30 protein-coding genes and 1 pseudogene are annotated in these 25,611 nt (G+C 32.1%); 1 reads left to right on the forward strand and 30 read right to left on the reverse strand.

The annotated features are described in order from the left end of the window. Nucleotides 1-10: 10 nt before the first annotated feature. The 19 genes and pseudogenes from LUU93_RS10800 to LUU93_RS10890 form a co-directional block, all read right to left on the reverse strand. Nucleotides 11-361: a hypothetical protein gene (locus LUU93_RS10800; RefSeq protein ID WP_232681073.1), complete on the reverse strand. Its 351-nt coding sequence runs from the start codon at nt 359-361 to the stop codon at nt 11-13. A gap of 22 nt (nt 362-383) precedes the next feature. After that, nucleotides 384-785 (reverse strand): EndoU domain-containing protein, encoded by a 402-nt coding sequence (locus LUU93_RS10805; RefSeq protein ID WP_232681074.1) that lies wholly within the window; start codon nt 783-785, stop codon nt 384-386. An 8-nt stretch (nt 786-793) separates the two neighbouring features. Continuing rightward, nucleotides 794-1,342, reverse strand: a complete 549-nt coding sequence (locus LUU93_RS10810) for an REP-associated tyrosine transposase (RefSeq protein WP_232681075.1) — start codon at nt 1,340-1,342, stop codon at nt 794-796. 99 nt (nt 1,343-1,441) lie between these two features. Further along, nucleotides 1,442-1,801, reverse strand: coding sequence for a hypothetical protein (locus tag LUU93_RS10815; RefSeq protein ID WP_232681076.1), 360 nt, complete (start codon nt 1,799-1,801; stop codon nt 1,442-1,444). A 260-nt stretch (nt 1,802-2,061) separates the two neighbouring features. Further along, a complete protein-coding gene (locus LUU93_RS10820; RefSeq protein WP_232681078.1) occupies nt 2,062-2,610 on the reverse strand; it encodes an REP-associated tyrosine transposase in 549 nt (182 codons plus the stop codon). Nucleotides 2,611-2,725: 115 nt separating this feature from the next. Further along, the gene (locus LUU93_RS10825; RefSeq protein ID WP_232681080.1) at nt 2,726-3,217 is read right to left on the reverse strand and encodes a hypothetical protein; all 492 of its coding nucleotides are present in this window, start codon (nt 3,215-3,217) and stop codon (nt 2,726-2,728) included. Nucleotides 3,218-3,219: 2 nt separating this feature from the next. Next, the gene (locus LUU93_RS10830; RefSeq protein ID WP_232681081.1) at nt 3,220-3,732 is read right to left on the reverse strand and encodes a hypothetical protein; all 513 of its coding nucleotides are present in this window, start codon (nt 3,730-3,732) and stop codon (nt 3,220-3,222) included. 6 nt (nt 3,733-3,738) lie between these two features. Next, nucleotides 3,739-4,286: pseudogene (locus tag LUU93_RS10835) on the reverse strand (REP-associated tyrosine transposase). A gap of 249 nt (nt 4,287-4,535) precedes the next feature. After that, complete coding sequence (locus tag LUU93_RS10840; protein WP_232681083.1) at nt 4,536-5,165, reverse strand: hypothetical protein; 630 nt, start codon at nt 5,163-5,165, stop codon at nt 4,536-4,538. A gap of 4 nt (nt 5,166-5,169) precedes the next feature. Beyond that, the gene (locus LUU93_RS10845) at nt 5,170-8,106 is read right to left on the reverse strand and encodes a ligand-binding sensor domain-containing protein (protein ID WP_232681085.1); all 2,937 of its coding nucleotides are present in this window, start codon (nt 8,104-8,106) and stop codon (nt 5,170-5,172) included. A gap of 2 nt (nt 8,107-8,108) precedes the next feature. Beyond that, complete coding sequence (locus tag LUU93_RS10850) at nt 8,109-10,295, reverse strand: hypothetical protein (protein ID WP_232681091.1); 2,187 nt, start codon at nt 10,293-10,295, stop codon at nt 8,109-8,111. A 28-nt stretch (nt 10,296-10,323) separates the two neighbouring features. Further along, the gene (locus tag LUU93_RS10855; protein WP_232681094.1) at nt 10,324-10,821 is read right to left on the reverse strand and encodes a hypothetical protein; all 498 of its coding nucleotides are present in this window, start codon (nt 10,819-10,821) and stop codon (nt 10,324-10,326) included. Nucleotides 10,822-10,842: 21 nt separating this feature from the next. Beyond that, entirely contained in the window at nt 10,843-11,301 is a 459-nt protein-coding gene (locus tag LUU93_RS10860; RefSeq protein WP_232681097.1) for a CHAP domain-containing protein, read from the reverse strand. Beyond that, entirely contained in the window at nt 11,298-11,585 is a 288-nt protein-coding gene (locus tag LUU93_RS10865; protein WP_091290755.1) for a methyl-accepting chemotaxis protein, read from the reverse strand. The genes LUU93_RS10860 and LUU93_RS10865 overlap by 4 nt, the downstream gene beginning before the upstream one ends. A gap of 320 nt (nt 11,586-11,905) precedes the next feature. Continuing rightward, nucleotides 11,906-12,151, reverse strand: a complete 246-nt coding sequence (locus LUU93_RS10870) for a hypothetical protein (RefSeq protein ID WP_053471137.1) — start codon at nt 12,149-12,151, stop codon at nt 11,906-11,908. Nucleotides 12,152-12,588: 437 nt separating this feature from the next. Next, nucleotides 12,589-12,789 carry a hypothetical protein gene (locus LUU93_RS10875; RefSeq protein ID WP_053471136.1) on the reverse strand — a complete coding sequence of 67 codons (201 nt, stop codon included), beginning with the start codon at nt 12,787-12,789 and terminating at the stop codon, nt 12,589-12,591. Between the two features lie 122 nt (nt 12,790-12,911). Further along, nucleotides 12,912-13,628, reverse strand: coding sequence for a DUF3164 family protein (locus LUU93_RS10880; RefSeq protein WP_083598141.1), 717 nt, complete (start codon nt 13,626-13,628; stop codon nt 12,912-12,914). Between the two features lie 34 nt (nt 13,629-13,662). After that, a complete protein-coding gene (locus tag LUU93_RS10885) occupies nt 13,663-13,938 on the reverse strand; it encodes a hypothetical protein (RefSeq protein WP_232681102.1) in 276 nt (91 codons plus the stop codon). Further along, complete coding sequence (locus LUU93_RS10890; protein WP_157849152.1) at nt 13,931-14,068, reverse strand: hypothetical protein; 138 nt, start codon at nt 14,066-14,068, stop codon at nt 13,931-13,933. Before LUU93_RS10890 ends, LUU93_RS10885 begins: the two co-directional genes overlap by 8 nt. Before the next feature lie 304 nt (nt 14,069-14,372). Here LUU93_RS10890 and LUU93_RS10895 point away from each other — a divergent pair, with 304 nt between their 5' ends. Continuing rightward, nucleotides 14,373-15,056 (forward strand): S24 family peptidase, encoded by a 684-nt coding sequence (locus LUU93_RS10895; protein WP_232681103.1) that lies wholly within the window; start codon nt 14,373-14,375, stop codon nt 15,054-15,056. 241 nt (nt 15,057-15,297) lie between these two features. On the opposite strand, the gene LUU93_RS10900 is transcribed toward LUU93_RS10895, so the two are convergent. The 11 genes from LUU93_RS10900 to LUU93_RS10945 form a co-directional block, all read right to left on the reverse strand. Continuing rightward, on the reverse strand, nt 15,298-15,504 hold the full coding sequence (locus LUU93_RS10900) for a Fic/DOC family N-terminal domain-containing protein (RefSeq protein WP_232681106.1): 207 nt from the start codon (nt 15,502-15,504) through the stop codon (nt 15,298-15,300). A gap of 17 nt (nt 15,505-15,521) precedes the next feature. Next, nucleotides 15,522-15,650, reverse strand: a complete 129-nt coding sequence (locus LUU93_RS21705) for a hypothetical protein (protein ID WP_255669456.1) — start codon at nt 15,648-15,650, stop codon at nt 15,522-15,524. A gap of 1,007 nt (nt 15,651-16,657) precedes the next feature. Continuing rightward, nucleotides 16,658-17,368, reverse strand: a complete 711-nt coding sequence (locus LUU93_RS10905) for a YoaK family protein (RefSeq protein ID WP_232681107.1) — start codon at nt 17,366-17,368, stop codon at nt 16,658-16,660. A 979-nt stretch (nt 17,369-18,347) separates the two neighbouring features. Next, nucleotides 18,348-19,766 (reverse strand): carboxymuconolactone decarboxylase family protein, encoded by a 1,419-nt coding sequence (locus LUU93_RS10910; protein WP_232681108.1) that lies wholly within the window; start codon nt 19,764-19,766, stop codon nt 18,348-18,350. Between the two features lie 34 nt (nt 19,767-19,800). After that, the gene (locus tag LUU93_RS10915; protein WP_232681109.1) at nt 19,801-20,712 is read right to left on the reverse strand and encodes an alpha/beta hydrolase; all 912 of its coding nucleotides are present in this window, start codon (nt 20,710-20,712) and stop codon (nt 19,801-19,803) included. A gap of 15 nt (nt 20,713-20,727) precedes the next feature. Then, on the reverse strand, nt 20,728-21,297 hold the full coding sequence (locus LUU93_RS10920) for a flavodoxin family protein (RefSeq protein WP_232681111.1): 570 nt from the start codon (nt 21,295-21,297) through the stop codon (nt 20,728-20,730). A gap of 124 nt (nt 21,298-21,421) precedes the next feature. After that, nucleotides 21,422-22,369: an aldo/keto reductase gene (locus tag LUU93_RS10925; RefSeq protein WP_232681112.1), complete on the reverse strand. Its 948-nt coding sequence runs from the start codon at nt 22,367-22,369 to the stop codon at nt 21,422-21,424. Nucleotides 22,370-22,483: 114 nt separating this feature from the next. Next, nucleotides 22,484-22,909, reverse strand: a complete 426-nt coding sequence (locus tag LUU93_RS10930) for a putative quinol monooxygenase (protein ID WP_232681113.1) — start codon at nt 22,907-22,909, stop codon at nt 22,484-22,486. Nucleotides 22,910-22,947: 38 nt separating this feature from the next. Then, nucleotides 22,948-24,069 (reverse strand): amidohydrolase family protein, encoded by a 1,122-nt coding sequence (locus LUU93_RS10935; protein ID WP_232681115.1) that lies wholly within the window; start codon nt 24,067-24,069, stop codon nt 22,948-22,950. Then, the gene (locus LUU93_RS10940; protein WP_232681116.1) at nt 24,062-24,712 is read right to left on the reverse strand and encodes a TMEM175 family protein; all 651 of its coding nucleotides are present in this window, start codon (nt 24,710-24,712) and stop codon (nt 24,062-24,064) included. Before LUU93_RS10940 ends, LUU93_RS10935 begins: the two co-directional genes overlap by 8 nt. 27 nt (nt 24,713-24,739) lie before the next feature. Beyond that, entirely contained in the window at nt 24,740-25,525 is a 786-nt protein-coding gene (locus tag LUU93_RS10945) for a helix-turn-helix transcriptional regulator (RefSeq protein WP_232681117.1), read from the reverse strand. Nucleotides 25,526-25,611 lie beyond the last annotated feature (86 nt).

Raw genomic sequence — 25,611 nt, forward strand, 5'->3', positions numbered from 1 at the left:
TTTTATCAGATCATTTTTTCAAAAAATCTCTCCATGCTTCGACAATTACCTTAAAATCAGTTGTAGGAAGAACAAAATCTGGGGTAATATTATTGTTTTGTTCCCATGCTTCTAAATCTTGATATATTTTAGTTTCGTTTCTGTATATTTCAGCAAAATATAAACTCTGAGTTTGTCCTCCTCCTTTATATGCTTCACCAGAAAGGACTTTGTTTATGTTACCTATTAACAGCCTCTCCGCTTCTTCAACGTAATAATGATCATTAATATACGCTGATAACCATGTATTAATTGTAAATATTTGTTTACCGAACCCAGGTCTATTTGTAAGTTGTACTTTGTAGGGCTTTAATGCACTCATATGTTTATATTTATTAATAAAATTATCTTTTTGGCCATAAGGTCTTAATACTTGTTGTTTGATCTATCAAATTTGAATTACCATTTATACAAATAATTACTGTTTTTCCATCACTCATAAGACCTCGATATTGATTTCCAATACCATTATGAACTTTATTTGTATAAGCAACGGAAATATTTTCAATTAGCTCTTGTTTTGACCAGTGTCTCGGAAACATATCATTATCAATTAAATTTCCTAGACCATCTCTTTTAGGAATCCAAACTCCACTTGTATTTTTAATTGATACGTTCGCTGTAAAATAACCTCTGGAATCTGAGGCATCTACAATATTATCAATTCTTCCGAAATTATTAGAGCTAACATTTCCTTCAATGTGATGCCATCCCCCAGCTGGCGCGAGCGTCCCGCTCGTGAACACACAGCATATCAATTAATATCAATTTCTAAAACTGTCTGATCATTATCACCATAATTTCTTGCTGAACTGTATTTCCAGTCCACAGGATTAGTAACAAAGCCTGTTTGAACTGGATTAAAATGAATATAGTTTAGTTTTTGCTCAAAAACTGTTAGAGACCAAATTTCAATAGGTTTATTGTTTTGCTGCCAAAATTGCCTGAATTTTACATTGCTGTTTTTCTTTCCTGCTCTTTCAAACATCCAAAGCATCCATTCTTTTCTGCTTTCTTGCGGATTTTCTTCAATTGTTTTGAGCATTTTTCTAGAGGTAAAACCTTTAAAATCTCTTATAAGACCAGAAGGGTCTCCATTTTCAGATCTAAAAATTAAATGAATATGACTTGGCATAATACAATAGCCATAAATTTCCATTCCTTTATTTTTTCTGCAGTAATCTAATGATTCTACGATATTCCCAAAATACTCTTCTCTTGTAAAAACATCTATCCAGTAAACTGTAGCAAAACTTATAAAGTATGCTCCAGTTTTGTCTCCAAATTTGTACTTTCTGCTCATTTATTGTTTTTTGAGCTAATGTAAGAAATACTTTGTGTTCACGAGCGGGACGCTCGCGCCAGCAGGGGACATTCGTACCAGCGGAGCTAAAATCATTTTTTAATCTAAATTATATTTAGATACCATTTTTTGATAATACTTATCATCGGTTAACTTTCCACCTCCAATTTGATTACCATTAAGGTCATATTCATAAAAAGCTAAACTAGTTTCTCCAACAGTTAAAGTTGCCCTAATAAGTTGTCCATTTTGATTGTATTCATTATCCCAGCCCAAATGGCTTCCGTTTTTATACTCTTTTTCAAATGCTACAGTCCCATCGAGGTTTCTATCTAATACCAAATATCCAGTATAGAAACCCCCATTATGTAATATCATACGATAACCGTCATCGTCCCATCCACCATATTGTACCTGAGTATCATCTAATCTTAATTTTTCGGATTGTTTTAAGCTCATATTTTTTTATTATTAATTTGACATTATCATTTTAAAATCTTTAGTGATAAAGAAGCAGTCAGCACATCTTGGCATTATTGCTATTGTGCTGTAATTTTTGTTATACCCAAGAATATCATTAATAATATCATTCGTTATAATTAATCCTTTTTCATTTTGTAATCGCCATAATAATTCATTTAGAGCCCTTACTTCTGCATGGGTTCCAGGAATATGCCCCCCAGCTGGCGCGAGCGCCCCGCTCGTGAACACACAGCATATCAATTAATATCAATTTCTAAAACTGTCTGATCATTATCACCATAATTTCTTGCTAAACTGTATTTCCAGTCCACAGGATTAGTAACAAAGCCTGTTTGAACAGGATTGTTATGAATATAGTTTAGTTTCTGCTCAAAAACTGTTAGAGACCAAATTTCAATAGGCTTATTATTTTGCTGCCAAAATTGCCTTAATTTTACATTGCTGTTTTTCTTTCCTGCTCTTTCAAACATCCAAAGCATCCATTCTTTTCTACTTTCTTGAGAATTTTCTTCAATTGTTTTGAGCATTTTTCTAGAAGTAAAACCCTTAAAATCTCTTATTAGACCAGAAGGATCTCCCTTTTCAGATCTAAAAATTAAATGAATATGACTTGGCATAATACAATATCCATAGATCTCCATTCCTTTGTTCTTTCTGCAGTAATCTAATGATTCTACGATACTCCCAAAATACTCTTCTCTTGTAAAAACATCTATCCAGTAAACTGTAGCAAAACTTATAAAGTAAGCTCCAGTTTTATCCCCAAATTTGTATTTTCTGCTCATTTATTTTTTTGAGCTAATGTAAGAAATACTTTGCGTTCACGAGCGGGACGCTCGCGCCAGCGGGGGGGGGACACTCGAACAAGAGCGCGTGATGATCTTGTTACAGACAGAAGGATTAATTTACATACACTATTAAGGGTTGGTTTACTGTCAAAGAATATTGTAAAGCAATTTTCAGACGATTCATATAATGTGCTAAATTTTCTCCATTCCCATCAAAATATTCATTTTCATCTATTCCATTAAATTTTAGAAAATCAACACTGCTGTAATACATGTTAATAAAACTAGATTTGCCTCCATATTGTTTTAATAAATCTTGTGTCTCATTGTTTAATGCAGGAATTAAATCATTTTCTAAGAAAATGATCGAATCTTGTACTTCTGAAGGGATAAAATGTACTTCTCTATTCTTTGATTCTAAGTTTTCCAATGGCAATTCATATTCAACTCTATATTTCCATTCAGATATAGTAGCTTCAAATAGTTTTTTTGCTTTGCTAGGATTAAGTTTAGCAGCATAATACATACATAATGAAAATGTGCCAAAATCGAAATGTTCATCTTCTTCATTGTATTCAAAAAAGATTGATCTTATTTTCCCCATAATTAAAATTTATTTTTTATTGATTGATATGAACTTTCTATTAATATATCTTTTGTTGTATTGAAGGTTTCAGGATGTATTTTTTGAAAATCACTTACCGGATCATAAGACGCTTTAATTTTTGATCTGAAAACAGTCGGTGATTCTATAATTTCTTTCCCGCTTCTTAAATCAATATATAATATTTTTGCTTCAACCGCATCATTTTTTATTGTATTACTTAATTTTTTTAAGTGATCATTATTTATTATATAATTTTTTAATTCTAAACCATCATCTGGTAAATCTCTTATTATTTGAGTTAATTTAATATTGTCCTTTTTAAAACGATGATAATCAACATCTAATTTCATACTAATTATTTTGTCAATTTCATTGTTATTTTTAATTAAAAGACCGTCAATTTCTTGAACCATACCGCTAATTCTCTTCCCATTTTTGTTATAAAGTACAATATCAACACTTAAATATACATTTTCCCCCAGCTGGCGCGAGCGTCCCGCTCGTGAACACACAGCATATCAATTAATATCGATTTCTAAAACTGTCTGATCATTATCACCATAATTTCTTGCTGAACTGTATTTCCAGTCCACAGGATTAGTAACAAAGCCTGTTTGAACTGGATTGTTATGAATATAGTTTAGTTTTTGCTCAAAAACTGTTAGAGACCAAATTTCAATAGGCTTATTATTTTGCTGCCAAAATTGCCTTAATTTTACATTGCTGTTTTTCTTTCCTGCTCTTTCAAACATCCAAAGCATCCATTCTTTCCACTTTCTTGAGGATTTTCTTCAATTGTTTTGAGCATTTTTCTAGAGGTAAAACCCTTAAAATCTCTTATTATACCAGAAGGATCTCCATTTTCAGATCTAAAAATTAAATGAATATGACTTGGCATAATACAATATCCATAGATCTCCATTCCTTTGTTTTTTCTGCAGTAATCTAATGATTCTACGATATTCCCAAAATACTCTTCTCTTGTAAAAACATCTATCCAGTAAACTGTAGCAAAACTTATAAAGTATGCTCCAGTTTTGTCTCCAAATTTGTATTTTCTGCTCATTTATTATTTTTGAGATAATGTAAGAAATATTTTATATTCAAGAGCGGTACGCCCACGCCAGCGGAGGATTTTTTTGGAATGTATTTTTCTCTTTTGAGAAATTTTAGTTTTAAAAACAACCCAAAGATTTTTTGCCTTTGAGTTGTTTTATGCTTTTAGTGTAAATTTATTTCAGGCTAGGGTACCAGACAATTTTGCTTTCACGAGTAGTACACTCGTAAAAGCGGGAACTGAGTTATATGCAAAAAATTAATAACCTTTTTTCTGTTTGAACTCTTCCCACAATTGATTTGTTTTTTCTTGATTAGGAATTCCTCCACTACCACTTCTTTGACATTGTTCGTCTATATAGTCTAAAAAATCATAATCTAATGATGGTAATCTAAAATCTGTTTGCCTCCTAACGTCAAATTTAGAGTCTATTGTAATTTTAGTTGGTTCTGATTTATCTACATAATGTCCTGTAATGTATAATATTTTTATAGCATCATAAGGATTGGGTAAATTTTTAAATTTATCAAATACAGAATTGTTTTTGAAAATGTCCCAACAGAACAATGCATGAATTAAACCGGCATCAAGACTTCGGGCACTTGACAAATTAAATGTATCGCCATTTTGAGGAGTATTACTTCTAAAATCATTTAAAGAAATTACATTTTTCAACAAATCTGGAGCCACTATTCCAACAATATTTAATAAATCATGTTGTCTACTAATTTTATTTACCCAATCATCGGTAAAACCAATAGAATGATTCCATTCAGTCATTTTTGATAAAAAATCTTTAAACAATAATATTCCAGCAGTATCTGATTCTGTTTTTCTTCCTTTAATTTGCCTTTTAAATTCTTTAAGTTTATCTTGAAAATTTTCCATTTTTTTATTCTAGTTTATAAAAAGTTATTAGCTGATTTAAAATGTCATCCAAATTATCTAAATTTTGAGTTGGTAAAGGAGGTATATTTACTTGCAATCTTCCTAAAGTAGTATAAGGTGCAAAATCGTACATTAGTCCTGTTTTATTAACACTAAGATAATGAGCTCCCACATCATAACTTAAAGCATTGTCCCCATTAATAAAGCTTCTCAGGGGCATGTGTTTTTGCATAAGACCCGCTTCTATATATTCATGGGCAATTAACCATCTAAATTCTCCTTTTCTTACATCACTTATTTCAGCATAAGGAGTATTAACAAAATGATTCCAAAGATCACTATCACCAAATGTGTCACCAATAGTTTCAAATCGTTGTAATCTACCTAAACTTAAAGTTCCATCGTCTTTAAGTATGAGATATTCGTTTTTAAATAAATGATTTTTAGCTTTTTGAATGATATGTTCTGGATATCCACAGTTGTTGGCTATAATTGCTACATCATCGGTTCTATTTGCAATGATATTTGCTTTATTTAACTCTGCAAGCGTTTCTGATGTTGCATCGGTAGCTGTCATTGCATATCTTATTCCGTTGTGTAAATACCCTTCTGTAATTTCCTTATTATAAAGAATAGAAATTAGTTCATAGCGCCCCTCTTTTAAATATTTTTCTAATTTAATATTTTTTATCCATATCTCTGAATTTTGTATAATTTCTTGTTTTGTCGCAAATGTTGAGCCAATCCAACGTGATTGTAAGGCATTTATTTCCCTTTCACTTAAGTTAAGAAATTTCGACCTAAATGCTAATCGTTCAAAATCAGATAATTCACTAAGAGCGTTTTTTAAACCTGGAAATTTAAAAAATAGCACGTCAGCTTTTGTATTTATAATAATATCAACAACTTCAGGTGTTTTCCTTATAGAATACAATTCCTTTTTAATTCTTTTGATAGCTTCATTTAATGCTTCTATTTCTTTTGGTAACATTTTTGATAAAGCTGTAGAATCTTTTAGTATGGCCTCGCCTGTACCGACTAATCTTAATGCTTTCTCTCTGGAATATGTTTTTAATATTCCCGAGCCAGCAATCCCATTAGCACCCAACGAAGCTATTGATGATAAAATTGTCATATCGTCAATTATTTTTCGGGCCATTACTATTCCATAAGTTTCTACTAAGTAATTATGGAATTCAGTATCTTGGGACAAGTACACAGCAGTGTCACTAGTTATCATTGCTACGCCTAATAACGTGCGTGCAAAATTTAGACTTCTTAAAGCTGCTGCTAATTCACCAATTCCAAATATTAACGAAATAACAAATAGAGTTGCATTAAATACATCTTCTGCTTTTTTTGTTCTTTCTTTTTCTAATACATATTCAACTAAACCTGCGTAAGTATAAAAATGTTCACCAACATAACTTGGGTCCAAACTTAAATCTATGAATGAGGGATTATTAAAAAAATGAATCGAAACTAAGTCAAAATGATTTAAGTTAAAGGTTTGTTCTTGTAAATCAACAGGTACTTCTTTATATCCTGTAATTACATCAACTCCAGAAGAAGATGTTGTAGTATATTGTTCAATTAATTCAGTTTTAAGCCAAACACTTTCTTTAATCTTAATTTGCTTTTCAGTTGAGCTTACAATTTTATATTTAATTCTTTCTTGAACAGGGCCTTTTTCTGGTTGTTTTTCTCTCCAAAAAAATTGAGCTCTAGTCGTTTTTTTTAATTCTTCTATAGAAACTGAGGAAGGAATATTTTGGTCAACAATATTATTTTTCAATAACACTATTCGCTCTAGTTGTTTTGCAAATTTTGTAAAATTATCTGTACCGCCATAGTCATCCATTCTGTAGAATAACATCTTGTAAAGGGGTATTTTTTTTGTGTCTAATAATACTCCTTGATGATCTTTGTATTCTGATTCTATAACGCTTTCAGAAACAAGTTTTTCTAGGAAAGAATTAGCATCCGACGCATTGGTAAATGATTCAAGTATATGAATTGCTAAATCTTCTTTATGAACAAATCCAATAGAAAAATTGACCCAATACCAATTCATCAACAATCTTTTTTCAACTAAAATCTTTAGAATACTAATTCTTTGATCAACAGTTAATAATGTTAACATGTTATGTCGATACATTACATCTATAGCTATAAACAGCTTTTCTTCATGACCCAATTTACTAATCTCGGTTTGATATTTTTTTAGCATTTTGAGCCATAATTCAAGACCTTTTTTATACTCTAAAAGTTCTGCTCTTGAGAGTTGATTTTCTGTGGTATGAAACGTAAATTTTGTAGTGTCAACCCCTGTTAGGTTAAAATTTAAAAATGCCTCTGTTGTTTTTTCATCTGCATTTTTTAGTAATGACGCAATTTCTCCAATAAGCCTAATATCGCTTTGGTCGGTGTCGAGAAATTTTTCGTTTTTATAAGTATCAAAAAAGTCTTTTGCATGAGTACCATTTGTAAATACATCACATAATTGACCACTTGGCAATGCATTGGGAGCTAATTGAGGACTAGTAGGCACTGTATATGGATTTGTATAATTCCATGTATGATAGTTATAACATAATCCAGATGAATCTCTTAATAATCCAAAAATAGTATCATTATATTGGGCACGTGTAAGTTTTTCATACTTTTTAAAAACAAAATTCTCCCATAATTTTTTGTCTACACCATTATATTTATCTCCTTCTTTTTGAACCTCTTTTACTTTAATTTTTTCAAAATAAGATTCATCAACATAGTCCAAGAATTCATTTGATTTAAATTCAAAAAGAGCTATATTTTTTTGGCCTTCATATATAAATGAAGTCACTTTGCCTTGTCTATTAAATTTAATATTTGCTATACCACCAAAATTTGAAGCCTTTACTATCAAATTATTGGCTAATACTACTGCATAATCTTCCATAATCATATAGTAATTTGTTCATTAATTAAGTTATCTCCTTCAATACCTGTTGAAATAATTGGCATATATTCGCTATAATCTTTGCTGAAGTAATATTTCCGATCAAGTGAATAAACAAAAACAGGATTTTCAAGTTCAGACAATACTGTTTCACCATCAGCATTTTCAGCTACAATCGCGACTTTGTATTTTTGGTATTTTATATGCTCTGAAGAAATCAACTCATTTCCATCTTCAAATAAATCAATCAAAAGCAAACGAGGATTTTTTGTGTCATCCATTATTAATGCTTTAATAGCATCATTTTCAGTTTTAGTTAATCCCAAAATAATTTTATTAGGGGTAGATCTATCCAGCGTTTTTAATTCCAGTCCTGTAATAGTTTGAGTGCTGTCTGTAAACAGTTTTAAATTATAGTAATAAGGATCTGGTAATTGATACGTTTTACTTTTTGTAACTGCACTGCTTGCAGAAGCTGTTGTTTTTGTATCTGGCGTTGTGCTTCCAGTTGCAGATACGGCATTGTTCATGACATCTACTGCTTCTGTAAGATAGGTAACGCGTTCAATAAAAGGGTTTTCTTCAATTCCGGTTTCAATAACATCGTTTACCGTAAGAGTTTGTACTATTGAAATTCCTTGCTGTTTTTTGTCGTAAAACTCATTGATAAGATTTAGTTTTTCAGAAGTCATTCTCGAATAATTATCATCGCCGTTTAATTTTAATAATGGTTCAGCCTTAATTAAACTAAACACATCATCAAAAAAGTTAGCCTGTCCAATTACAACAACTGGATCTCCATTTTCATCAAGTACTTCATCTGCTTTATAAGTGTTAACTTTCCCCTGATATAGCAAAATATTAAGTGTTGCAATATTTTTCCCTTGATAAGCAGGAGTTGTAAGTTGAATTGCTGTCGTTAAATCTGCATAGTTTCCTTCTTCATCTGGCGGTAATAGCAAACCATCTGCATTAATGAAATTATCTTTTTGTGCATTGGCAACTTTTGCAATCTGTCCGTAAAAAGCAGTATTGTTATTGTTATCGGTTGTAAATTGCAGATAAAGGTTATTTGTGGTAACAGTATTAGCTTGTTCTTGTTTATCAATTAAAACCGGCCAGCCATCAGTTCCATAAGTTATAGTTGTCATTGGGACAATTCCTTCTGAATTCGCTAATAAACCTGTTTTAAGATTTTCAGGACCATCGCCAATTTTGTAGTTTCCGTAAAAATCATAACTGCGTGTACGATCGCTCTGAATATAGATATACCAATAGTTTTTAGTGAAAAAATTATTGATAACACTATTGAAAATTTCTACACCTTTTTTAGTTGTTTGAGTTCCTGCGCTTACAATATCTACAGAATATTGAGGAACAAACAAACCATAAAAAGAAGCAATATCAATAAATTGAATACTTTGCTCGCGCAATAATTTTTGTTGATACGTAGTACCTTCTGTAATTGAAATAGAAGCAAAAGCTTTACGAGCATATTCTAAATCAAACTTAAATTCGGCATTGTCAAAATTATGTTTGTAATCACCGTAATTTAAAACAACGTCAATTCCGCATTCTCCCTGTGTAAATTTCCCCAACGATTTTCCCATATCAATCATAGGAAGTTCGAAGTCGTCTGTTTCGTCGAAAGTATTATCGGCGTTAACAAATTCAGATTCTTTAAAAAAGAAACTAGAAAGTGGAATTGCTAATTCTGTTGCTTCCTCTTCCTCAGTTGGATTGTCTTTATAACCAATGTATTTAGCAGTAAAATCTGGTTTTTGAATAGGATTGTTTTGAGCATCTTTACGATTATCGTGAAAAGCATCAAAATCATCATTTATTTTATTGATAAAATCAGACGTTTGATCTGTTTTCTGAATTATTTTAGGATTAGAACCTATTGTAAAAAAATCACTTCTTTGCAGTCCTCTGTAAATGAAATATTTGATATTTAATCCAGGAAATGGCTGTTTGTAAGGACGAAGAATAAGATTTACTTTATCAGGACTGCCAGTTTGAGGCTGCGCTAAAACAACTCCTTTGCAGATTGCATAAGCCTTTTTGGGAGAAACTAATGAAAATTTGGACGTCAGGTTAAACTCGGTACTCGATTGAGGACCAAAAGCTTGCTCGCGGCTTTGCGTAAAGCCTCCTGACTCCACGAAAAAATGAGACTGTGAAGACATATTTAAATGAATTATTTAAAAGTTAATTTTAAACCATCAAAGGCTTATAGATTTTGTAGACGAATCTTAGAAGTAAAAAGACCAGAGCAATAAGAAGAACTCTGCCCATCCAAATCTGCACTTTCTGCCAAAAAGTTAAGTAATTGACAAACTTGGTAATCGTAATTGTTTTTTCCTGAACATCTTTTACCTGTTTTGATTTCCAGAAAGCGTAGAGTTCCTGTTCTTTTAAGTCACAGTCAACGCTGAGTTTATTGTTATCAAGTCGAACCCTTGGGCTTTTTAATGTACGCCCTGGTTCGGCCTGAATAACATTTTTAAGGACTACTTTTCCGTTAATACAGTCAAGTAATGCGTTAAAAGAGCTGCTGTCTCTGGCAATTTTAAAAACTGTATCGTGCAGCGTTTCTGTAATAGTAATAGTTTGAACTTTGTTTTCGTTTTCAATAGGTTTCGGACTTCGGCATGAAATCACGATCAGAATAATGAAAAGAGAAAAAACAAAGCATTTTAGTTTTTTAGTCATAATTAAGGTTGGTTTATAAATTTAGTTTTGCAGACGTAAAAAGCCTTTTACGCTTTTTATATCACGTTTTCTTCTGGCTACTTTATAGCCTTCACGGCCGCCGGCATCATTGGTATTTCCTTCAATAGTGTAAATAGTGGTTCCAGTTACTTTTTCGACGAAACCTGTATGGCCTGCGCCGTTGTTAAAATCCATAATGAAAACATCTCCGGGCTGAGGTGTTTTTTTTACCAACAGTGGTCTCGAATTATATTGATCCAGAACTCCGGCCGTTTTCTTTAAAGGGTTTTTTGTATTAATCTGCAGCGCTGCTTTTTGTGTACACCAGTAAACAAAAGCCATACACCAGGCATATCCTTTTGAAAGGCCGACGCTTCGTAAATAAATTTCGACTTCGGGGCCGGAGTTGCTGTTTCTGGGAATTTCTTCGACACCAATTTGTGCCGTGGCGATTTCTAAGGTTTTTTGGGTTAGTGTCATGAATTTTTTCCGTTTAACTGTTTAAATTTTTGTAACTCATCAACCAGCTGCTGGTTAATAAGCATAAGTTCTTTGTGTTGTACTTCCATTTTTTTTATGGTATCTGTGGCGGCGGTCAGGCGAGCGGTAATGTCATCAAGAAGATCACGGTAATATTTTACGGCACTTACAGCGTTGTCAAGTTCGGCGGCGCGGTCTTCGGCCAATGATTTTCGCATAGAGAAAAACCAGGTTATAAAAGCGGCAAAAAATGCCGTAAGAGATGGGTATAGAAACTGTTCCATTGAATGTATTAATGTTGAAATATTTAATAAATGTGATTTGGGAAAAACAACATCAGAATGTTGTTTTTTTGGAGAAGGTGCAATCTTAATTTTTGCAGTTAGATTTCTGCCGTCCTTTCCTTTTGTGATTGCAAAGATTGGGTAAAAAAAGCCCTAAAAAAAACGAATGCAAGGTGTGTGAACATTAGTATTCTAGGGCTTTACATAGTTGTACAGAAAGCGAACATAGCTCATTTTTACGAGAGTAAATGGCTCATCTTTGCACCATAAAAACAATGTTTTTTAGGAGCTCAAAAGATTTCGCTTTTCTTTTATAATAGTTAAGAAGATTTTTCCTGATTGCTCATAAGTTCTTCGATTTTTTTTAATTCTGAAGTAATAGGCGTACAAAGAATTTCATACAAAGTAGTTCGTGAAATTGGGTAAACAGGATAAACATATTTACGCCATACTACCGTAGTAGGAATATCTTCTGTCTTGTGTTTTTGATACAATTCTTTAACAAGTTTGTAGCGCAATAATTTATTTTTTTGAATTCCGAGGCTTCTGTTTGAGGATATAGGCATGATAATGATGTTTATTGAGTGATAGAAAATGAAGAAAGATTTTTTGAAAAGAGAAGAATTATTAAAATGAAGATGTAATCATGATTAAGAATTATTTGAATACGATATAACGACATAAAGATTTACAGCAGCCAAACCATTTAATCTTTTTAAGTAATGGTTTTTCTACTTCAAATGCCATTTTTTTTGAACCTCGTTCTGAGGTGCTATTTGTTAAAGATTATTTTTTAACAATTGAGGTCTGTACTCTTCCTATCATGATCTCGTTCCGCAGCTCTAAAGACTGGGAACTTTACAGAAAGAATGGTTTTTGGCTGCTTTTTTGGGTAAAAACCGCCCATCTTCGGTTCCTGTTTTCCTTCAGAAAGAAGCGAAAAACAGGAACCATTTTTTTATGTTTACTTAAGTTTTTATAATGTAGATTTTGAGGGATTTATTCAGCCTTTGTAGGTGGCTGTTGTGTGTTTTTTAAATCTCGGATTTTTAATTACGATGCTTTCATATTGATTAAAAGCCTGACGTTCTTTATTGGATAAATCATTTTTGCAATTCCAGTTTCCAAGTCCGTCTTTAAAAATGGTATGTTCATTAACCTTGTAACTTTCGTGGTCAGTAATTGGCTTTATTTTTACGCTCATTTAAGTATTGTTTAAAAATTATTTTGATTCTGAAATAAAACCATTCACGGAATAAAAGAATTGGTTTTAAATTGGTTGCAATAAGCAGAAGAGCTAAAAGTGCCGACGCGTAAATATCATTATTAGGCTGCATGACTTTGTTCGTTTTGCTGGTTAAAGAAATTAAAAGCATATCCCTGTAAAAAATCTACAGATGACATAGACAACGGAATATTGGTTTTTACACCATTTTCATCAATTCTGTTCGCCTCAATAAACCAGCTTGAGCGAATTGGTTTAAATGAAGAAGCAATAATTTCAACACCATCTGTAAATTCTTCATTATTAAATTCTTTCGTTAATTTTTGAAGTTCCAAAACGCGCGAACCTTTTAAATTTCCTTTAGCATCTTTTTTTAATAAATTGAAAACAATTTTTACTAACGATGCTGTTTCTTTACTCGTAGAAAGTGAAGAAATGTAATTCTGTACTTTTTCAATACCAATTGTTACCGTATCGTCCCAGCCTTCATTAATGCGATATCCAATCGTGATTTCTTCTTTATCATTAGAAAAAGTATGCGACATTTGTTTCTCTTTAAAACCATAAACCTGATTCTTTAAATCCAGAATAGTTTCAAACAATTGAAAAGTTTCTGTTTTTGCATTTCGCATCATTTCAGAAGTTTCGTGTAATCTCGAAAGCGCTTTCGGAATAGTTTCGGCTACCAGCTTTTTATAAGCATCTCGTTCTTCATTCTTTTTATTTTCAATTCGGTTTAGGGCCTCTTTTAATTGCTGTGCAGAAAATTGAGATAAATCCATAGATGGGTTGATTGTGTTTGTTAATGCAGTGTTCATAATAATTGGCTTTTAGTTTTTATAATAATTTTAGTTATGCAATAAGAATTTCTTCTTTAAACGGATCACCGTAATACGGTTTAAAATTATAGTGATCGGCAAGTCTTAATACTTCTTTTAATTTGTTTTCTATTGCTTGTGAAACGGGACGGGGAGAAGCGGTTTCATCGTCCAGAATATGCATCCATTGAAAACGTTCCTGATTAATGCAGATTCTTTCTCCGGGCGTAAAAGATTTTGATCTTTCAGAACAATATTGAAGTGCCAGATACAATTGTGCAATTCTTATTTCGATTTGATTTCTACTCATGATTTTTATTTAATAAGGTTCGTAATTTTTTGATGTCAGATTCTATTAAGTTTCTCTCGGGACTATTTGGATTTTCAATCAGCCAATTTTCCAGTTCCTGAATTTTTTCCTTGATTTGATTTGTTTCCATTTTTATGATTTAAGTAATGATGAATAAGGTTTTTTAAATTTTAATGATTAATATTACTAGTCATTCGTAGTTTTATTCTGATTTAGTGTAGTGTTTTTGTTTTTCCTTTTCAATGTTTTGAATATGATATAATTATATGATAATCAATTATTTATTTGTTTTTTTTATTTCGAGTGTAGTTTCTATGCCGCATAAATTTGTATGTGTTTGTCTTGTTTTTAAAATTTATTTTTCTTTACTTTGCAAATATAATGTAAAATAATACATCAAAACAAATTTTTAACGTAAAAAAATACATCTTTTTATGGGGTCGACTGAAAGAATAAGAGAATATCTTGATTATAAAGGGATTACTAAATATAAGTTCTGTAATGATTTAGGCTTTTCTAATAAGTTTTTAGATAATAGCAGCAATATGGGAACGGATAAAGCGTGTAAAATTTTACACCACTACCCAGAGATAAATTCAGAATGGCTTTTAACAGGAAACGGAGCCATGATAAAAGAGGATAACACTAATATTGTAATTATGAATAATGACCGAAAAACAATCGATTCACTGCATGTGAGCCAGGAAATACCATTATATGATTTAGAGGCTGTAGCAGGTTTAAGGGAATTATTTAGCAGTGGAAAGCCGCAAAGAGTTTTGGATACTATAAAAATTCCAAATCTGCCGAAATGCGATGGAGCCATTTCTGTAACCGGAGATAGTATGTATCCGTTATTAAAATCCGGAGATATAATTTTATATAAGGAAACAGAATTTGATAATATTTTTTTTGGAGAAATGTATCTTTTAAGCGTCAAATTAAATGACTGGGAAGAATATATTACGGTAAAATATGTTCAGAAATCAGAGCAGGGATCAGAGTTTGTAAAATTGGTAAGCCAGAATTCGCATCATCAGCCAAAAGATATACATATTTCAAAAATATCAGCATTGGCACTTATAAAAGCCAGTATTCGTATTAATACGATGATGTAATAAGGTTGTGAAATTTATTCTTTAGAAGTTTGATTTTTTAGTTTAGATGTGAAATCTAAACTTTAGGGTATAAAAAAAATTAGTCTTTGAATATTCTAATATTTAAAGGCTTTTTTTGTTTTATTATCACTGGGTAAATGTTTAAAGAAGATTGAATATAAAGCAAAAAAACTCAATAAAAATTGAGGTTTTAAATTCTTGCAGAGAAAGAGGGAATAGGATTTTTTTTAATCACTATATATCAATGTTTTAAATTGGGGTAACCGATTTTACTCCCTTTTAATCGTAAATAATTCATTATTTTTTTTGTGGCAGGATTGTCGTTTTTCCTGTCAGCGATTGAAGCCTTAAATAGTTCATCTTGGGTTGTGATGATGTTCTCTATTGCCGAACTCGCTTGTGCTTCCTGCAAGTTGATTGTATATATAAATAATGTTGGATTGGGCAAATTTGTGATTGCTCCTTTTAATTCTGATAAAGCTCTACTTGCTGCAATTGTTTTTTTAGAATAACTGTGTTTTCTATTTCTGCTTGTGGTGGCAATAAGGGTAAATCATTATATGGAATTGCTGAATTGTATTTATTATTACTCATTTTTCAAAGATTTTGAACGAGGGCAATTTTTACCTTTGTTTTGTTTTCAAGGTCAAATATGATAAAAAATCTTCCTTATTTTATTTTCAAGGGCAAATTCTGCCTTCGTTTATTTTTCTCAGAATTAAATTTATATTTTTAATTACAGAACTATCTGCAAGTAGTCAGACATATTGTGTTGTTAAAACTGGCTCCAATATTTTTTGCTTTAACATTACCGTATTCCTGAAGTGATTTTTTTAGCTTTTTAGCATTCATTTTTTTGCTTTGGATTTCACTTTTGATGCTGCTTCTTTTGGGTTTTTGGCTAATTGGTCGAGATTGTTTAACAGGTCTGCCAATAAAAATTCGGGTGTTGCTTTTGGAAGGAAATGAGGTTTTACCCTAAATGAAAACATCATACACCCAGATTGAAATCCTCATGATGTTTATGGTTGTAAACCGTTTTGCTGTTGTTCTTTTTCCATTTTTCTCGTTTATGATTTGTTTTAGAAATAATTTTTTCCATGCTGCGAATTTCAAATCCTGAAGTTAATAAGTTAGACTTTTTATCAAAAAAGGGATCAATTACTGGGATTAAATTTTCTTTAAGAAATGTTCAGGGAAGCATCTAATTCAAAATCTGATTCAATAATTTTTAATTTACATTTATCTAAATTTTGAATTATTTTGTTCCAATTTTGATGAAATTTATCGAATTCTAATGGATTTGTTATTAGTATAAAATGATTCCTAATTTTAACTAAATCATCTGTTTCTGGAAAGCAGACTAAGCCAATTGGTGTGTAATCATTATTTATTTCAGTTTGGTTTTCTTCTAATTGATTACTATAAACAGCTTTTTCAAAGTGGGAAGCATGAACAATAGTTTGACCTGATAGTTTTAATTTATTTAATATCTTATAAGAACCATGGTAAGGTGTTATAAAGACTCTTAAAGTATGAAAATGTTAGCTAAAGTATCATTGCAATTCGATTACATTTAATCTCATATATCATGGTATCGATTATTTTGCCCTATTTGAAAATTTCAGTTTTATGTCGTCATATGCCAACCCAATCAATAAAATAGTTCCAACAATTCCCAATACATATAGTTTAACTATGGAATAGAAGATTCCTCCAAAAATTCCGCCCAAAAAAAAGAAGCTAATAATTGTCAAGCGTAATTTTATTGATGAATAAAGTTTTTGTTTTTGATCTTTTAATTTGTAAAAAAAAAGTTGTGAAAGTTCAATTCCTAAATCTGTAAATAACCCGGTTAAGTGAGTGGTGCGAACAGTTGCATTAGAAATTTTCGTTACGAGTGAATTTTGTAACCCCATTGCAAATAACAATAAGAACGCCAAAATATTAGGAGATTCGGAAATTAATTGCTGCCCAAATATTGCTACAGTAAATAGAATGATACTTTCAATAATTACAGGAACTGAATAGATTTGCCTATTATTTCTTTTAGACATAATTTCAACTAAGACACTTGATGTAAATGAGCCTAAGAAAAAAAAGAAAATGTATAAAAAGTAGATAAATCCTTGCCACATATTAAATTTAAAAACTTCATCCACAAAAAAAGCAAAATGCCCAGTTACGTTTGTTGTTAAACGCTGAACAGCTATAAAACTTGCAACATTAACAACACCAGCAACAAATGATAACAATGAAGCAATCCCTAAGTCATGCTTTAAAGTTCTTTTTTCGCCGATGTGCCTAAACATATTATAACTGTTTTTGTTTGAATTTCTGTTTAAAGATACTTATTTCTCTGCTAAATTAATTAATTCAAGTTGTTAGTTTAATAAATAAATTGGCTCTAAAAAAGTTTAATCCCTATGGGCAATGTCATTAAGTTAAGCTTTTAGAAAATAAAATTATTGCAAATCAAATCCGTGTTTATCAGCGTTTTTACGAAGTAAATCTGTTTTATCCGCGTCACAATTAGACGCTGATTTTACTGATTCGCTAAAGCGAAAACGCTGATAAAAACTGATTTTTCTAATTACTTTCTTAATTAAACTGTTAAGTAATTTTATAGATTTCTTCTTAACTTAATGACATTGCCCGTAGGGACTACACTTTATTAACTAGCGGCTTGAATTAATTATTTCTTATCAAATAGGCTTTACCCATAATTTTAATTAACTGCTATAATCTACAGAATATCCTTTTGGCAATCCGTAGGTTTCTACGAATTCCATAAATTCTATTTGGTAATATTTTTTAGTATTCGATTTCCGCCGTTAAGTTTTTTTATTTCAACCTTATATATTATAATAAATAAGTTTTGAAGTGAATTGTGGTTTTATTTCTTTGAAAAAATGGATTTCGTCTAAGTCTGACCTGAACTTGTTTTTAGTAACAATTCGTTTGACTGTATTTATTGACTTTAAAATAATGTCAATTGCATTTTCACATTTTTTTATTTGATTGTCAATCTCTAAATCAATAAAATTGAGTTGCTCATTTAGCTTTGCCAGCTGTGATATAAACTTAATGTTATTATTCAAAATTGAGAATTATAAAAAAAATGATGATAAATCTCTTCATCATCATTTTTTAATTAGTAGGTTATATGGTTAGAAATAGTTTCTGATATTATGTATGAAAGCATTATCCATTTATCAATTGATCATCAAGGGGCACTTCTCACTGATTAACCACAATCAATAACAATAGTTAGTAGTAGATCGAAAAATATTATTTTCCGGCACTTTCATAAACTTCTTTTACCACTAATGATGCTGAGACTATTTTTGGCCAGCCGGCATAAAATGCAAGTTGTGTTAAAACTTCGTCCATTTCTTCTCTGGTTATACCGTGCTGCACGGCTCTACCCATGTACAGCCCAAGAAATTGTATATCGCCAGCTGCAATCATAGCACATACGGTTGCCAGGCTTCTGCTTCTTGATGATAAACCTGAACGAAGCCAAACTTCGCCATACAACAATTCATTGGTATATTTAGCAAAGCCTTTTGATATTGGTGCAATATTCTGTTGGATAAATCCAAGTCTGTTTTCATCACCAGGTAATGCTTCATCTTTATTTAGCCTCAATGGGTCTGTAGATGGCAGTTCAGCTTGCCAAATATTATTGTTCTCAAATAATTCTTTTGCAACACCTACTGCTGAAATTGCATTTGGCCAACCTGAATAAAAAGCAAGATGAGTGATTATTTCTGAAAGTTCACCCGGCGTAACTCCATTGTCTAAAGCTTTTGCAAAGTAATGAGGCATACCAACAGTATGATTACGGGCTATTAAGCTGGATACAGTAACTATACAGCGGTCGTGTTTAGATAAACCCGGTCTTTCCCATACTTCAGCAGTTAAGGTATCAACAGAATATTTGCTTAGTGATGGCGATACGCTGCCAACAAAGTCGGCAGTTAGACCTGGCTTAGGAGCTGTATTTTCATCGTTATTAATTTTTAGGGCTTTTGCAATTGCTAAACCTACACTTGCAGCTGATTGTGGGTTTTGACCTGTAATTAATCTGCCATGAACAGCAATGTTATTATTCCAGTTAGGAGAATGTTTATAATCTGCTCCATGCTTTATTAAAACATCTTCTAATAAGAATGGAACCACATTCGTTGATTGTACTTCTTCTTCTTCACCATTTGTAAATGCCGCTACGCTTTTACCAGCGATTAAATAAGAACCATCGCTCAATTTTACATTTACTAATGCTGCCGGACCATGACAAACGGCTGAAACAATTTTACCTGATTCGTAAAATTCAGGAACTATTTCTAACACCGCCGGGCTATCTGCAAAATCCCACATTGTACCATGACCTCCGGCAAAGAATATTCCATCATAATCTGCTGCATTTACTTCATCTAGCTTTAATGTGTTCTCTAAAGCATTTCTAAAATCGGTATCAGCCCAATATTTAGCATTTGCAGGATCATTAAAATCCTCTAATCCATCTAATGGTGCGTGACCACCTTTTATAGAAGCAATATCAACCACAACACCTTTTTCTTCAAGTTTTTCCAATGGATGTGTTACTTCACTAAGATTAAAACCAGTCGGAATACCAGTTTCTCCTTTTACATTGCAACTTGTTACTACAAACAACACTTTTGCTGTTCCTTTTCCTTTATTCATTTTTTTAAATTTTAATTGTTCATTTATTATTTAATTACAATACTTCAAAAAAGCGCACCATTTTATTAACCGCCTGCTCTACGTATTCAGGTACATCATACATCGCTATATGAGTGGCACCTTCTACTAATACTAATTCTTTAGGACCATTAGATAACTCAAAAGCCATTTCACTAAAAAGTCTTGTGTCAGCTTTACTGCCTGCTATGATAAGCATCGGTTGCGATAAATAATCTGTAATATGGTCATAAGCAGAGTAAGCCAGCAATTTATCCATACTGGCTGTTAGGAAGCGCCCTTTAGAGCTGGGATGCTGACCTCTTGGTGTTCTGTAATACTCATATCCTTCTCTTAAAAGATCCGGAGTATTCTCATTAATATCTTCAAACCTTTCAGGGACAAATGGAGTATATGACGGAGCTGCTCCATTTATTTCGGCAGTTCTTAAATTAGCCGCTGTTTCTAACATTTTTATAAGTTCAGCGGGAGGAGTTGCTGTACCTAAATAATTTCTGTATCCCTCACCAATCGGAGCTGCACTTACTGTAGCGACTGCCTTAAAACGGCGCTCAGTTTGAGTTACACTAATTGCATATCCGCCGCCAGCACAAATTCCATACACACCCATTCTTTCAGCATTAACAAAAGGTAATGTGGTTAAGTAGTCTGCTGCACAACGAGCATCTTCTACTCTTACTGTTGGATCTTCTAACAAGCGAGGTTCACCTTCACTTTCTCCCTGAAAAGAAGAATCGTAAACTAAAACAACATATCCGTGTTTACATAATTTTTCGGCATAAAGACCAATAACTTGTTCTTTTACACCACCTGCAGGGTGAATTCCAACAAGTGCTGGGTATTTTTTACTTTTATCAAAGCCTTCAGGTAGATGAAGATTTCCAGCAAGTGTATTTGCTCTGTTCTTAAATTTTACTGATTTAAACATAATTATTTTAATCTTTTAATTGATTTTTAATACAAGTCCAGCGACTCTTTTACCAAGTTGTATAGCTGTGTATTTGTCTTCTTTTCCAGGTGTTACTTCCGGAGAATCATTTTCAGCCTGAGCCATAACTCCAATCCAGCTTCCCAGTCGATTTGAACCATTAGCCTGCATTGGACTCTCTCCAAGACTAACCCATATCATACCATGCTGCATTGCTAAAGTATTTAGGTATTGAAGTGTGCTTAACTTGTCTCCGCTTGGAGTACCCGATACTGTGAACCCGGCAGCAAGTTTATCGCGCCATTTTTGCTGAAACCAACTGCCTACACTGGCATCTGCAAAAGCTTTGAATTGTGCAGAAATATTTCCCATATAAGTTGGACTTCCAAAAATAATAGCATCGCTTGCATCGAGCTTGTTAAATACTTCTTCATTTTTATAATGTCCGTTTATAATGTCATTTTGGTCGATCGAAATTAAATTTGTTGTAATTCCGGAAACTGATGATACACCTAAATTTACGGCTTCAGCTAATTTTTGCGTATGTCCGTTACCACTATGGTATAGTATTGAAACTGTTTTCATTTTATATGTTTTTCTTAATTAACTTTATGTTATAGTGTGTTTTTGAGCTTAAAAAAACTATGCTTCTATGTGTTAAATAATTTTTTTATGAATTACACCCAGCGGATTCAGAGAGATTAAAAAATTATTTTTTTTTTTGACTTTCCCATGCAGCCTTGGTATCGACACCGGTTTTATGAGCAAAATCTTCAATAAGTCTAATTTCTGATTCAGATAGTTTGATTTCCATTGCGTTTCGGGCATCTTCTATTTGTGAAGTTTTGGTAACACCAATAATAGGAAGTGTATTTTTTGCAATTGCCCATGCAATTGCAACCTGAGCTATAGAAGCATTTTTAGTTTTACCAATTTCTTTCATTGCATTGGTTAAATCTTCCAGTTTTGGAAGTACTTTATTGTAGGTAGTGCCTCTGCCACTGCCTTCAGGAAGTGGATTTTGAATATTATATTTTCCGGATAATGCTCCTTGTTCCAGAACCATATAAGCAAAAAATGTAATATCATTCTTTTTACAGTACTCAATTATACCTGTATCTTCTGAAAAGCGATACAAGAGACTGTAATGATTTTGTACTGGCGAAATCGAAAAGCCTTCTTTTGAAAGTATGTCATTTGCCTGCTTGATTTCTTCTAAATTGTGATTTGAAACTCCTACTTTTTTTACTTTACCACTTTTTAGTAATGGTATTAGGCAGGGAGTCCATTTTTGAATATCAGTAGGATTATGAATCCAATAAATGTCAATATAATCTGTACCAAGACGTTCAAAACTGCTGTTCAGCATTTCTTCAACCGGGTTAGACGATAACCCTGCCATTTGAGGAGTAAACTTAGTAGATAATATTATTTTTTCACGCGGGTAATCTTTAATAAGTTCCCCTAAAATACTCTCTGATGAACCCATGCCATAAACTGCTGCTGTATCCCAAAGTATTAATCCTGAATTAACAGCTTCATCAAAAACCTGCTTTAAATCCTCAGAGGCTAAATTATTTCCAAAAACCTGATCTCCGCCTGCAAAGCCAGTACCCCAGGACCAGGTTCCCAGTGCTACTAATGGTAAATTTTTCATTGTGATTGTTCTTTAAATTGTGTCGTAAATTTACAATCACCGTATGGGTAAATAATTGTATAAAACGGCTAACTTTTTAAAGAATAAGACTGTTTAAAAAAAGCAAACGCCATATTAATACAATGAAATCTTGTTTTTATTGCCTATTGCTATAGGAAAGACTTCTATCTGTTCAAGTGATATTACCATATCCTCAACCGTAACTTTATACTTTTTGAAATGTAGTGCTTGTGTATGTTCCTGATAAGCCTCAACACTGGCATAAGTTTCTAAAATTGTAATATGGGCAGGATTATTTTTGTCCTGTACTGCTGAATATGCCAATACGCCCTTTTCAAGATTTAAGGCATTTTTCATTTGCTCTTTGAGGGCATTTTTATAGTTTTCTAATTGGGTACCATCAACCACAATTTTTGCTATACGCATATATGTTTCATTTGACTGCGCCGATGTCTCTGTTGAAAAACTTAGTGTCATTATGAATAATAGGAATAAGATTAGATTAAATTTGTTTTTTCTATAGTTGATATTATCTTTCATAGTCATCTTTATTAAGGATTTTTAATGTTCGTAACATTTTATAAATGCAGCAATTTTTCCGCATTCTTATAACCTATTTTCTCTTTCGCTTCTCTTGAAATAGTAGCTTTTTCAAGAAATCCTCTTGTGTTTTTATCAATTAAAAAAGGATAATCGCCAGAATAAATAATATTGTCAGCGCCCAATTCTTCAATCACATATTTTAGCTGTGCTTCTGAAAATAATCCGCTTGGGGTAACATAAATATTGCTTTTATAATAATCGGATATTTTGCGGTTTAATTGTAATGTCTTGCCTAATTGGTCATCAAGTCGGTTTAAATAAAAAGGTACTAATTCGCCCCAATGACCTGAAATTAGTTTCAAATTAGGCAGTTTATCAAAAATACCTGAAGCTATTAATCGTACTGTTGCAATACCTGAATCTAGATGCCAGCCATAACCTGCTGTAGCAAACATAGCACTTGTAACAGACGGCCAATTGTCACTTTTATAATAATACTCGGCAATACTTTTAGGAATTATGGCAGGATGCATGTACAAAGGCACGTTTAACTCCTGAGCTTTGGAAAAAACAGGCAAGAATTCAGGCTCATCAAAAAAACGTCCGTTGAAAGTACCTGAAAGCATAGCTCCTTTAAATCCTAGCTGCTTCACGGCTCTGTCTAATTCTTCAGCCGCCGAATTTGGGTCAGCAGCAGGTAATATAGCAAAGCCTGCAAACCGTGTCGGGTGCATTTTTATTAACCCAGCCAGCTCATTATTTGCTTCCTGACATAGTTCGATAGCCAATGTACGATCTGTAATATTTTGTGGGCTTCCTGCTCCATAAGAAAGCACTTGTATATCAATACCACTTTCATCCATAAATTTTATCCTTCTGTTACCCACATCTTCAATATCATCAGATGTAGGCAGCACAATTGCCATCAATTCTTTTTGAACAGGATCATTAGACAAGATTCCTCCGTTTTGTTTACTATTGAATTCTGCTGCTCTTTGAGAGATTTTTTTCAGTACGAAATGTTCTTCAATGGTAATTATTTTTTTTAATGGCTTCATCATTATTTCATAATTGGTTTGCCCAAATACAGATTCGCTATTAATAGCAGAACTTATTCCTAGTACTCCGGCAGTATTTAAAAAATCTCGTCTATTCATAGGAATGTTTTTTTGTTACATTATCTTTTTTTGAGAATACAGCAAAAGCATAATTAAGCTGTATAACTACTAATAAACCAATACTTAAATAAGCATTAATGAAACAACACAGAGCCGCAATAGTATATAGTATTTGTGATTCAATTATTCTGTTTTTAATTGACTTCGTTACTGTTTTTTGTTCATCATCATTTATGCTTAAAATGTTTTTCTTTTTTGCGTAATACCAGTTGATGCCTAATAATTGTCCTAATAGACTAAGATTGAACCAATAGATAAAGATTGAAAACTTAAAGTGAATATACTGGCTTAAAAATGCTGTTGTAAAAGGCATTATTGAAATTGCCAGTAAAAAAAATAAATTTATCCAGTTCAGGTTTCTATCACTCTTATTGATATAATGAAACTGAGTGGATTGAGCCAGCCAATATATACCCATAGTAACAAAACTCAAAAAGTAGGTGAGCAGTTTAGGCGTAAGTTGTAGAAATGTAATGATAAGGTCTTTTTCGCTATGCACTAAATCGTTTACAGGAACCTTAATATCTAAAGCAAGAAAGGTTAAGGCGATGGCAAATACACCATCGCTTATGGCTTCAATTCTTTGCAGACGAAATCCTGAGATTAAATTATATTTATTCATTTTACCATAAAAATATGGTAAAAATCGCTATAATTCCGGGTAGATAAATTGTACAAAACGGCTATTCTTTAAAATGACTGTGGCGGAAATGCCAAACATTCTTTTAAAGAATCTGTTGAAATGAGATTGGTCGGTGAAACCATATAATAGTGAAGCTTCAGAAAAAGATTGTTTGCCTTGTATTACCGAGGTCAATACCGCTTTTATACGCTTCCAAAGAACGTATTGCGAGAAGGGTAATTCTACTTGTTCTAAAAACAAATGACGGGTTCTTTCCTGAGACAAATAAATATGATTTGCTACTTTTTCTAAGGTTAAGCTTTCACTTAAATTTTGATTAATAAATTCTTTTGCCTTTATGATTCGATCATCTGTGCTTTCGTTAGTAAGAGGTTTTATAGAAAGGTTAAAAATATTATACAACAATTCATCAGACAAATTTTTAATTTCAGCTGTCGATAAATCAGGCTTGGAAAAATCCAGCTTTAATTTATCTAATTGCTCCTTTGAAAGTATGGTTTCTATATCAATAAAGATTTCTTTATTCAAAATCCTTTTAAGCTGCTTTCCGAGAAAACTTTTACTTTCCACATAATAAACTAAAAAGCTTCCTACAGGTGCAGTACAAGAATGCTTAGTGTATTTATCAATAATGAATCCTTTAAGATTTTTGTATTGTTTATTTTCAATCACACTATCATAAGTAAATTTAGTACTTACAACAATTTGATAGCAACTGTGATAATGTATATCTACCACAGAAATATCGGTATAAAAACACATAACATTTGCCGTATCTATACTAAACTCCATATTTTGCAATTTTTTCAGTAAATATAGTTTTTTATTGTAAAAAGGATGTTTTGATAATGTTTGAAAAAAAAAAAATTAATTTTGAT

This window comes from Flavobacterium soyae, from assembly GCF_021245985.1.
In the GTDB taxonomy this organism is placed as follows: Bacteria; Bacteroidota; Bacteroidia; order Flavobacteriales; family Flavobacteriaceae; genus Flavobacterium; species Flavobacterium soyae.

What these genes read in the sequence shown, in the direction of transcription:
- LUU93_RS10800 (WP_232681073.1), bottom strand. Translation starts at nt 361, where the DNA reads ATGAGTGCATTAAAGCCCTACAAAGTACAACTTACAAATAGACCTGGG.
- LUU93_RS10940 (WP_232681116.1), bottom strand. Translation starts at nt 24,712, where the DNA reads ATGAATAAATATAATTTAATCTCAGGATTTCGTCTGCAAAGAATTGAA.
- LUU93_RS10825 (WP_232681080.1), bottom strand. Translation starts at nt 3,217, where the DNA reads ATGGGGAAAATAAGATCAATCTTTTTTGAATACAATGAAGAAGATGAA.
- LUU93_RS10935 (WP_232681115.1), bottom strand. Translation starts at nt 24,069, where the DNA reads ATGAATAGACGAGATTTTTTAAATACTGCCGGAGTACTAGGAATAAGT.
- LUU93_RS10920 (WP_232681111.1), bottom strand. Translation starts at nt 21,297, where the DNA reads ATGAAAACAGTTTCAATACTATACCATAGTGGTAACGGACATACGCAA.
- LUU93_RS10860 (WP_232681097.1), bottom strand. Translation starts at nt 11,301, where the DNA reads ATGACACTAACCCAAAAAACCTTAGAAATCGCCACGGCACAAATTGGT.
- LUU93_RS10895 (WP_232681103.1), top strand. Translation starts at nt 14,373, where the DNA reads ATGGGGTCGACTGAAAGAATAAGAGAATATCTTGATTATAAAGGGATT.
- LUU93_RS10880 (WP_083598141.1), bottom strand. Translation starts at nt 13,628, where the DNA reads ATGAACACTGCATTAACAAACACAATCAACCCATCTATGGATTTATCT.
- LUU93_RS10930 (WP_232681113.1), bottom strand. Translation starts at nt 22,909, where the DNA reads ATGAAAGATAATATCAACTATAGAAAAAACAAATTTAATCTAATCTTA.
- LUU93_RS10820 (WP_232681078.1), bottom strand. Translation starts at nt 2,610, where the DNA reads ATGAGCAGAAAATACAAATTTGGGGATAAAACTGGAGCTTACTTTATA.
- LUU93_RS10905 (WP_232681107.1), bottom strand. Translation starts at nt 17,368, where the DNA reads ATGTTTAGGCACATCGGCGAAAAAAGAACTTTAAAGCATGACTTAGGG.
- LUU93_RS10885 (WP_232681102.1), bottom strand. Translation starts at nt 13,938, where the DNA reads ATGAGTAGAAATCAAATCGAAATAAGAATTGCACAATTGTATCTGGCA.
- LUU93_RS10870 (WP_053471137.1), bottom strand. Translation starts at nt 12,151, where the DNA reads ATGCCTATATCCTCAAACAGAAGCCTCGGAATTCAAAAAAATAAATTA.
- LUU93_RS10875 (WP_053471136.1), bottom strand. Translation starts at nt 12,789, where the DNA reads ATGAGCGTAAAAATAAAGCCAATTACTGACCACGAAAGTTACAAGGTT.
- LUU93_RS10915 (WP_232681109.1), bottom strand. Translation starts at nt 20,712, where the DNA reads ATGTTTAAATCAGTAAAATTTAAGAACAGAGCAAATACACTTGCTGGA.
- LUU93_RS10840 (WP_232681083.1), bottom strand. Translation starts at nt 5,165, where the DNA reads ATGGAAAATTTTCAAGATAAACTTAAAGAATTTAAAAGGCAAATTAAA.
- LUU93_RS10865 (WP_091290755.1), bottom strand. Translation starts at nt 11,585, where the DNA reads ATGGAACAGTTTCTATACCCATCTCTTACGGCATTTTTTGCCGCTTTT.
- LUU93_RS21705 (WP_255669456.1), bottom strand. Translation starts at nt 15,650, where the DNA reads ATGAGTAATAATAAATACAATTCAGCAATTCCATATAATGATTTACCC.
- LUU93_RS10845 (WP_232681085.1), bottom strand. Translation starts at nt 8,106, where the DNA reads ATGGAAGATTATGCAGTAGTATTAGCCAATAATTTGATAGTAAAGGCT.
- LUU93_RS10810 (WP_232681075.1), bottom strand. Translation starts at nt 1,342, where the DNA reads ATGAGCAGAAAGTACAAATTTGGAGACAAAACTGGAGCATACTTTATA.
- LUU93_RS10850 (WP_232681091.1), bottom strand. Translation starts at nt 10,295, where the DNA reads ATGTCTTCACAGTCTCATTTTTTCGTGGAGTCAGGAGGCTTTACGCAA.
- LUU93_RS10945 (WP_232681117.1), bottom strand. Translation starts at nt 25,525, where the DNA reads ATGGAGTTTAGTATAGATACGGCAAATGTTATGTGTTTTTATACCGAT.
- LUU93_RS10815 (WP_232681076.1), bottom strand. Translation starts at nt 1,801, where the DNA reads ATGAGCTTAAAACAATCCGAAAAATTAAGATTAGATGATACTCAGGTA.
- LUU93_RS10890 (WP_157849152.1), bottom strand. Translation starts at nt 14,068, where the DNA reads ATGGAAACAAATCAAATCAAGGAAAAAATTCAGGAACTGGAAAATTGG.
- LUU93_RS10925 (WP_232681112.1), bottom strand. Translation starts at nt 22,369, where the DNA reads ATGAAAAATTTACCATTAGTAGCACTGGGAACCTGGTCCTGGGGTACT.
- LUU93_RS10910 (WP_232681108.1), bottom strand. Translation starts at nt 19,766, where the DNA reads ATGAATAAAGGAAAAGGAACAGCAAAAGTGTTGTTTGTAGTAACAAGT.
- LUU93_RS10855 (WP_232681094.1), bottom strand. Translation starts at nt 10,821, where the DNA reads ATGACTAAAAAACTAAAATGCTTTGTTTTTTCTCTTTTCATTATTCTG.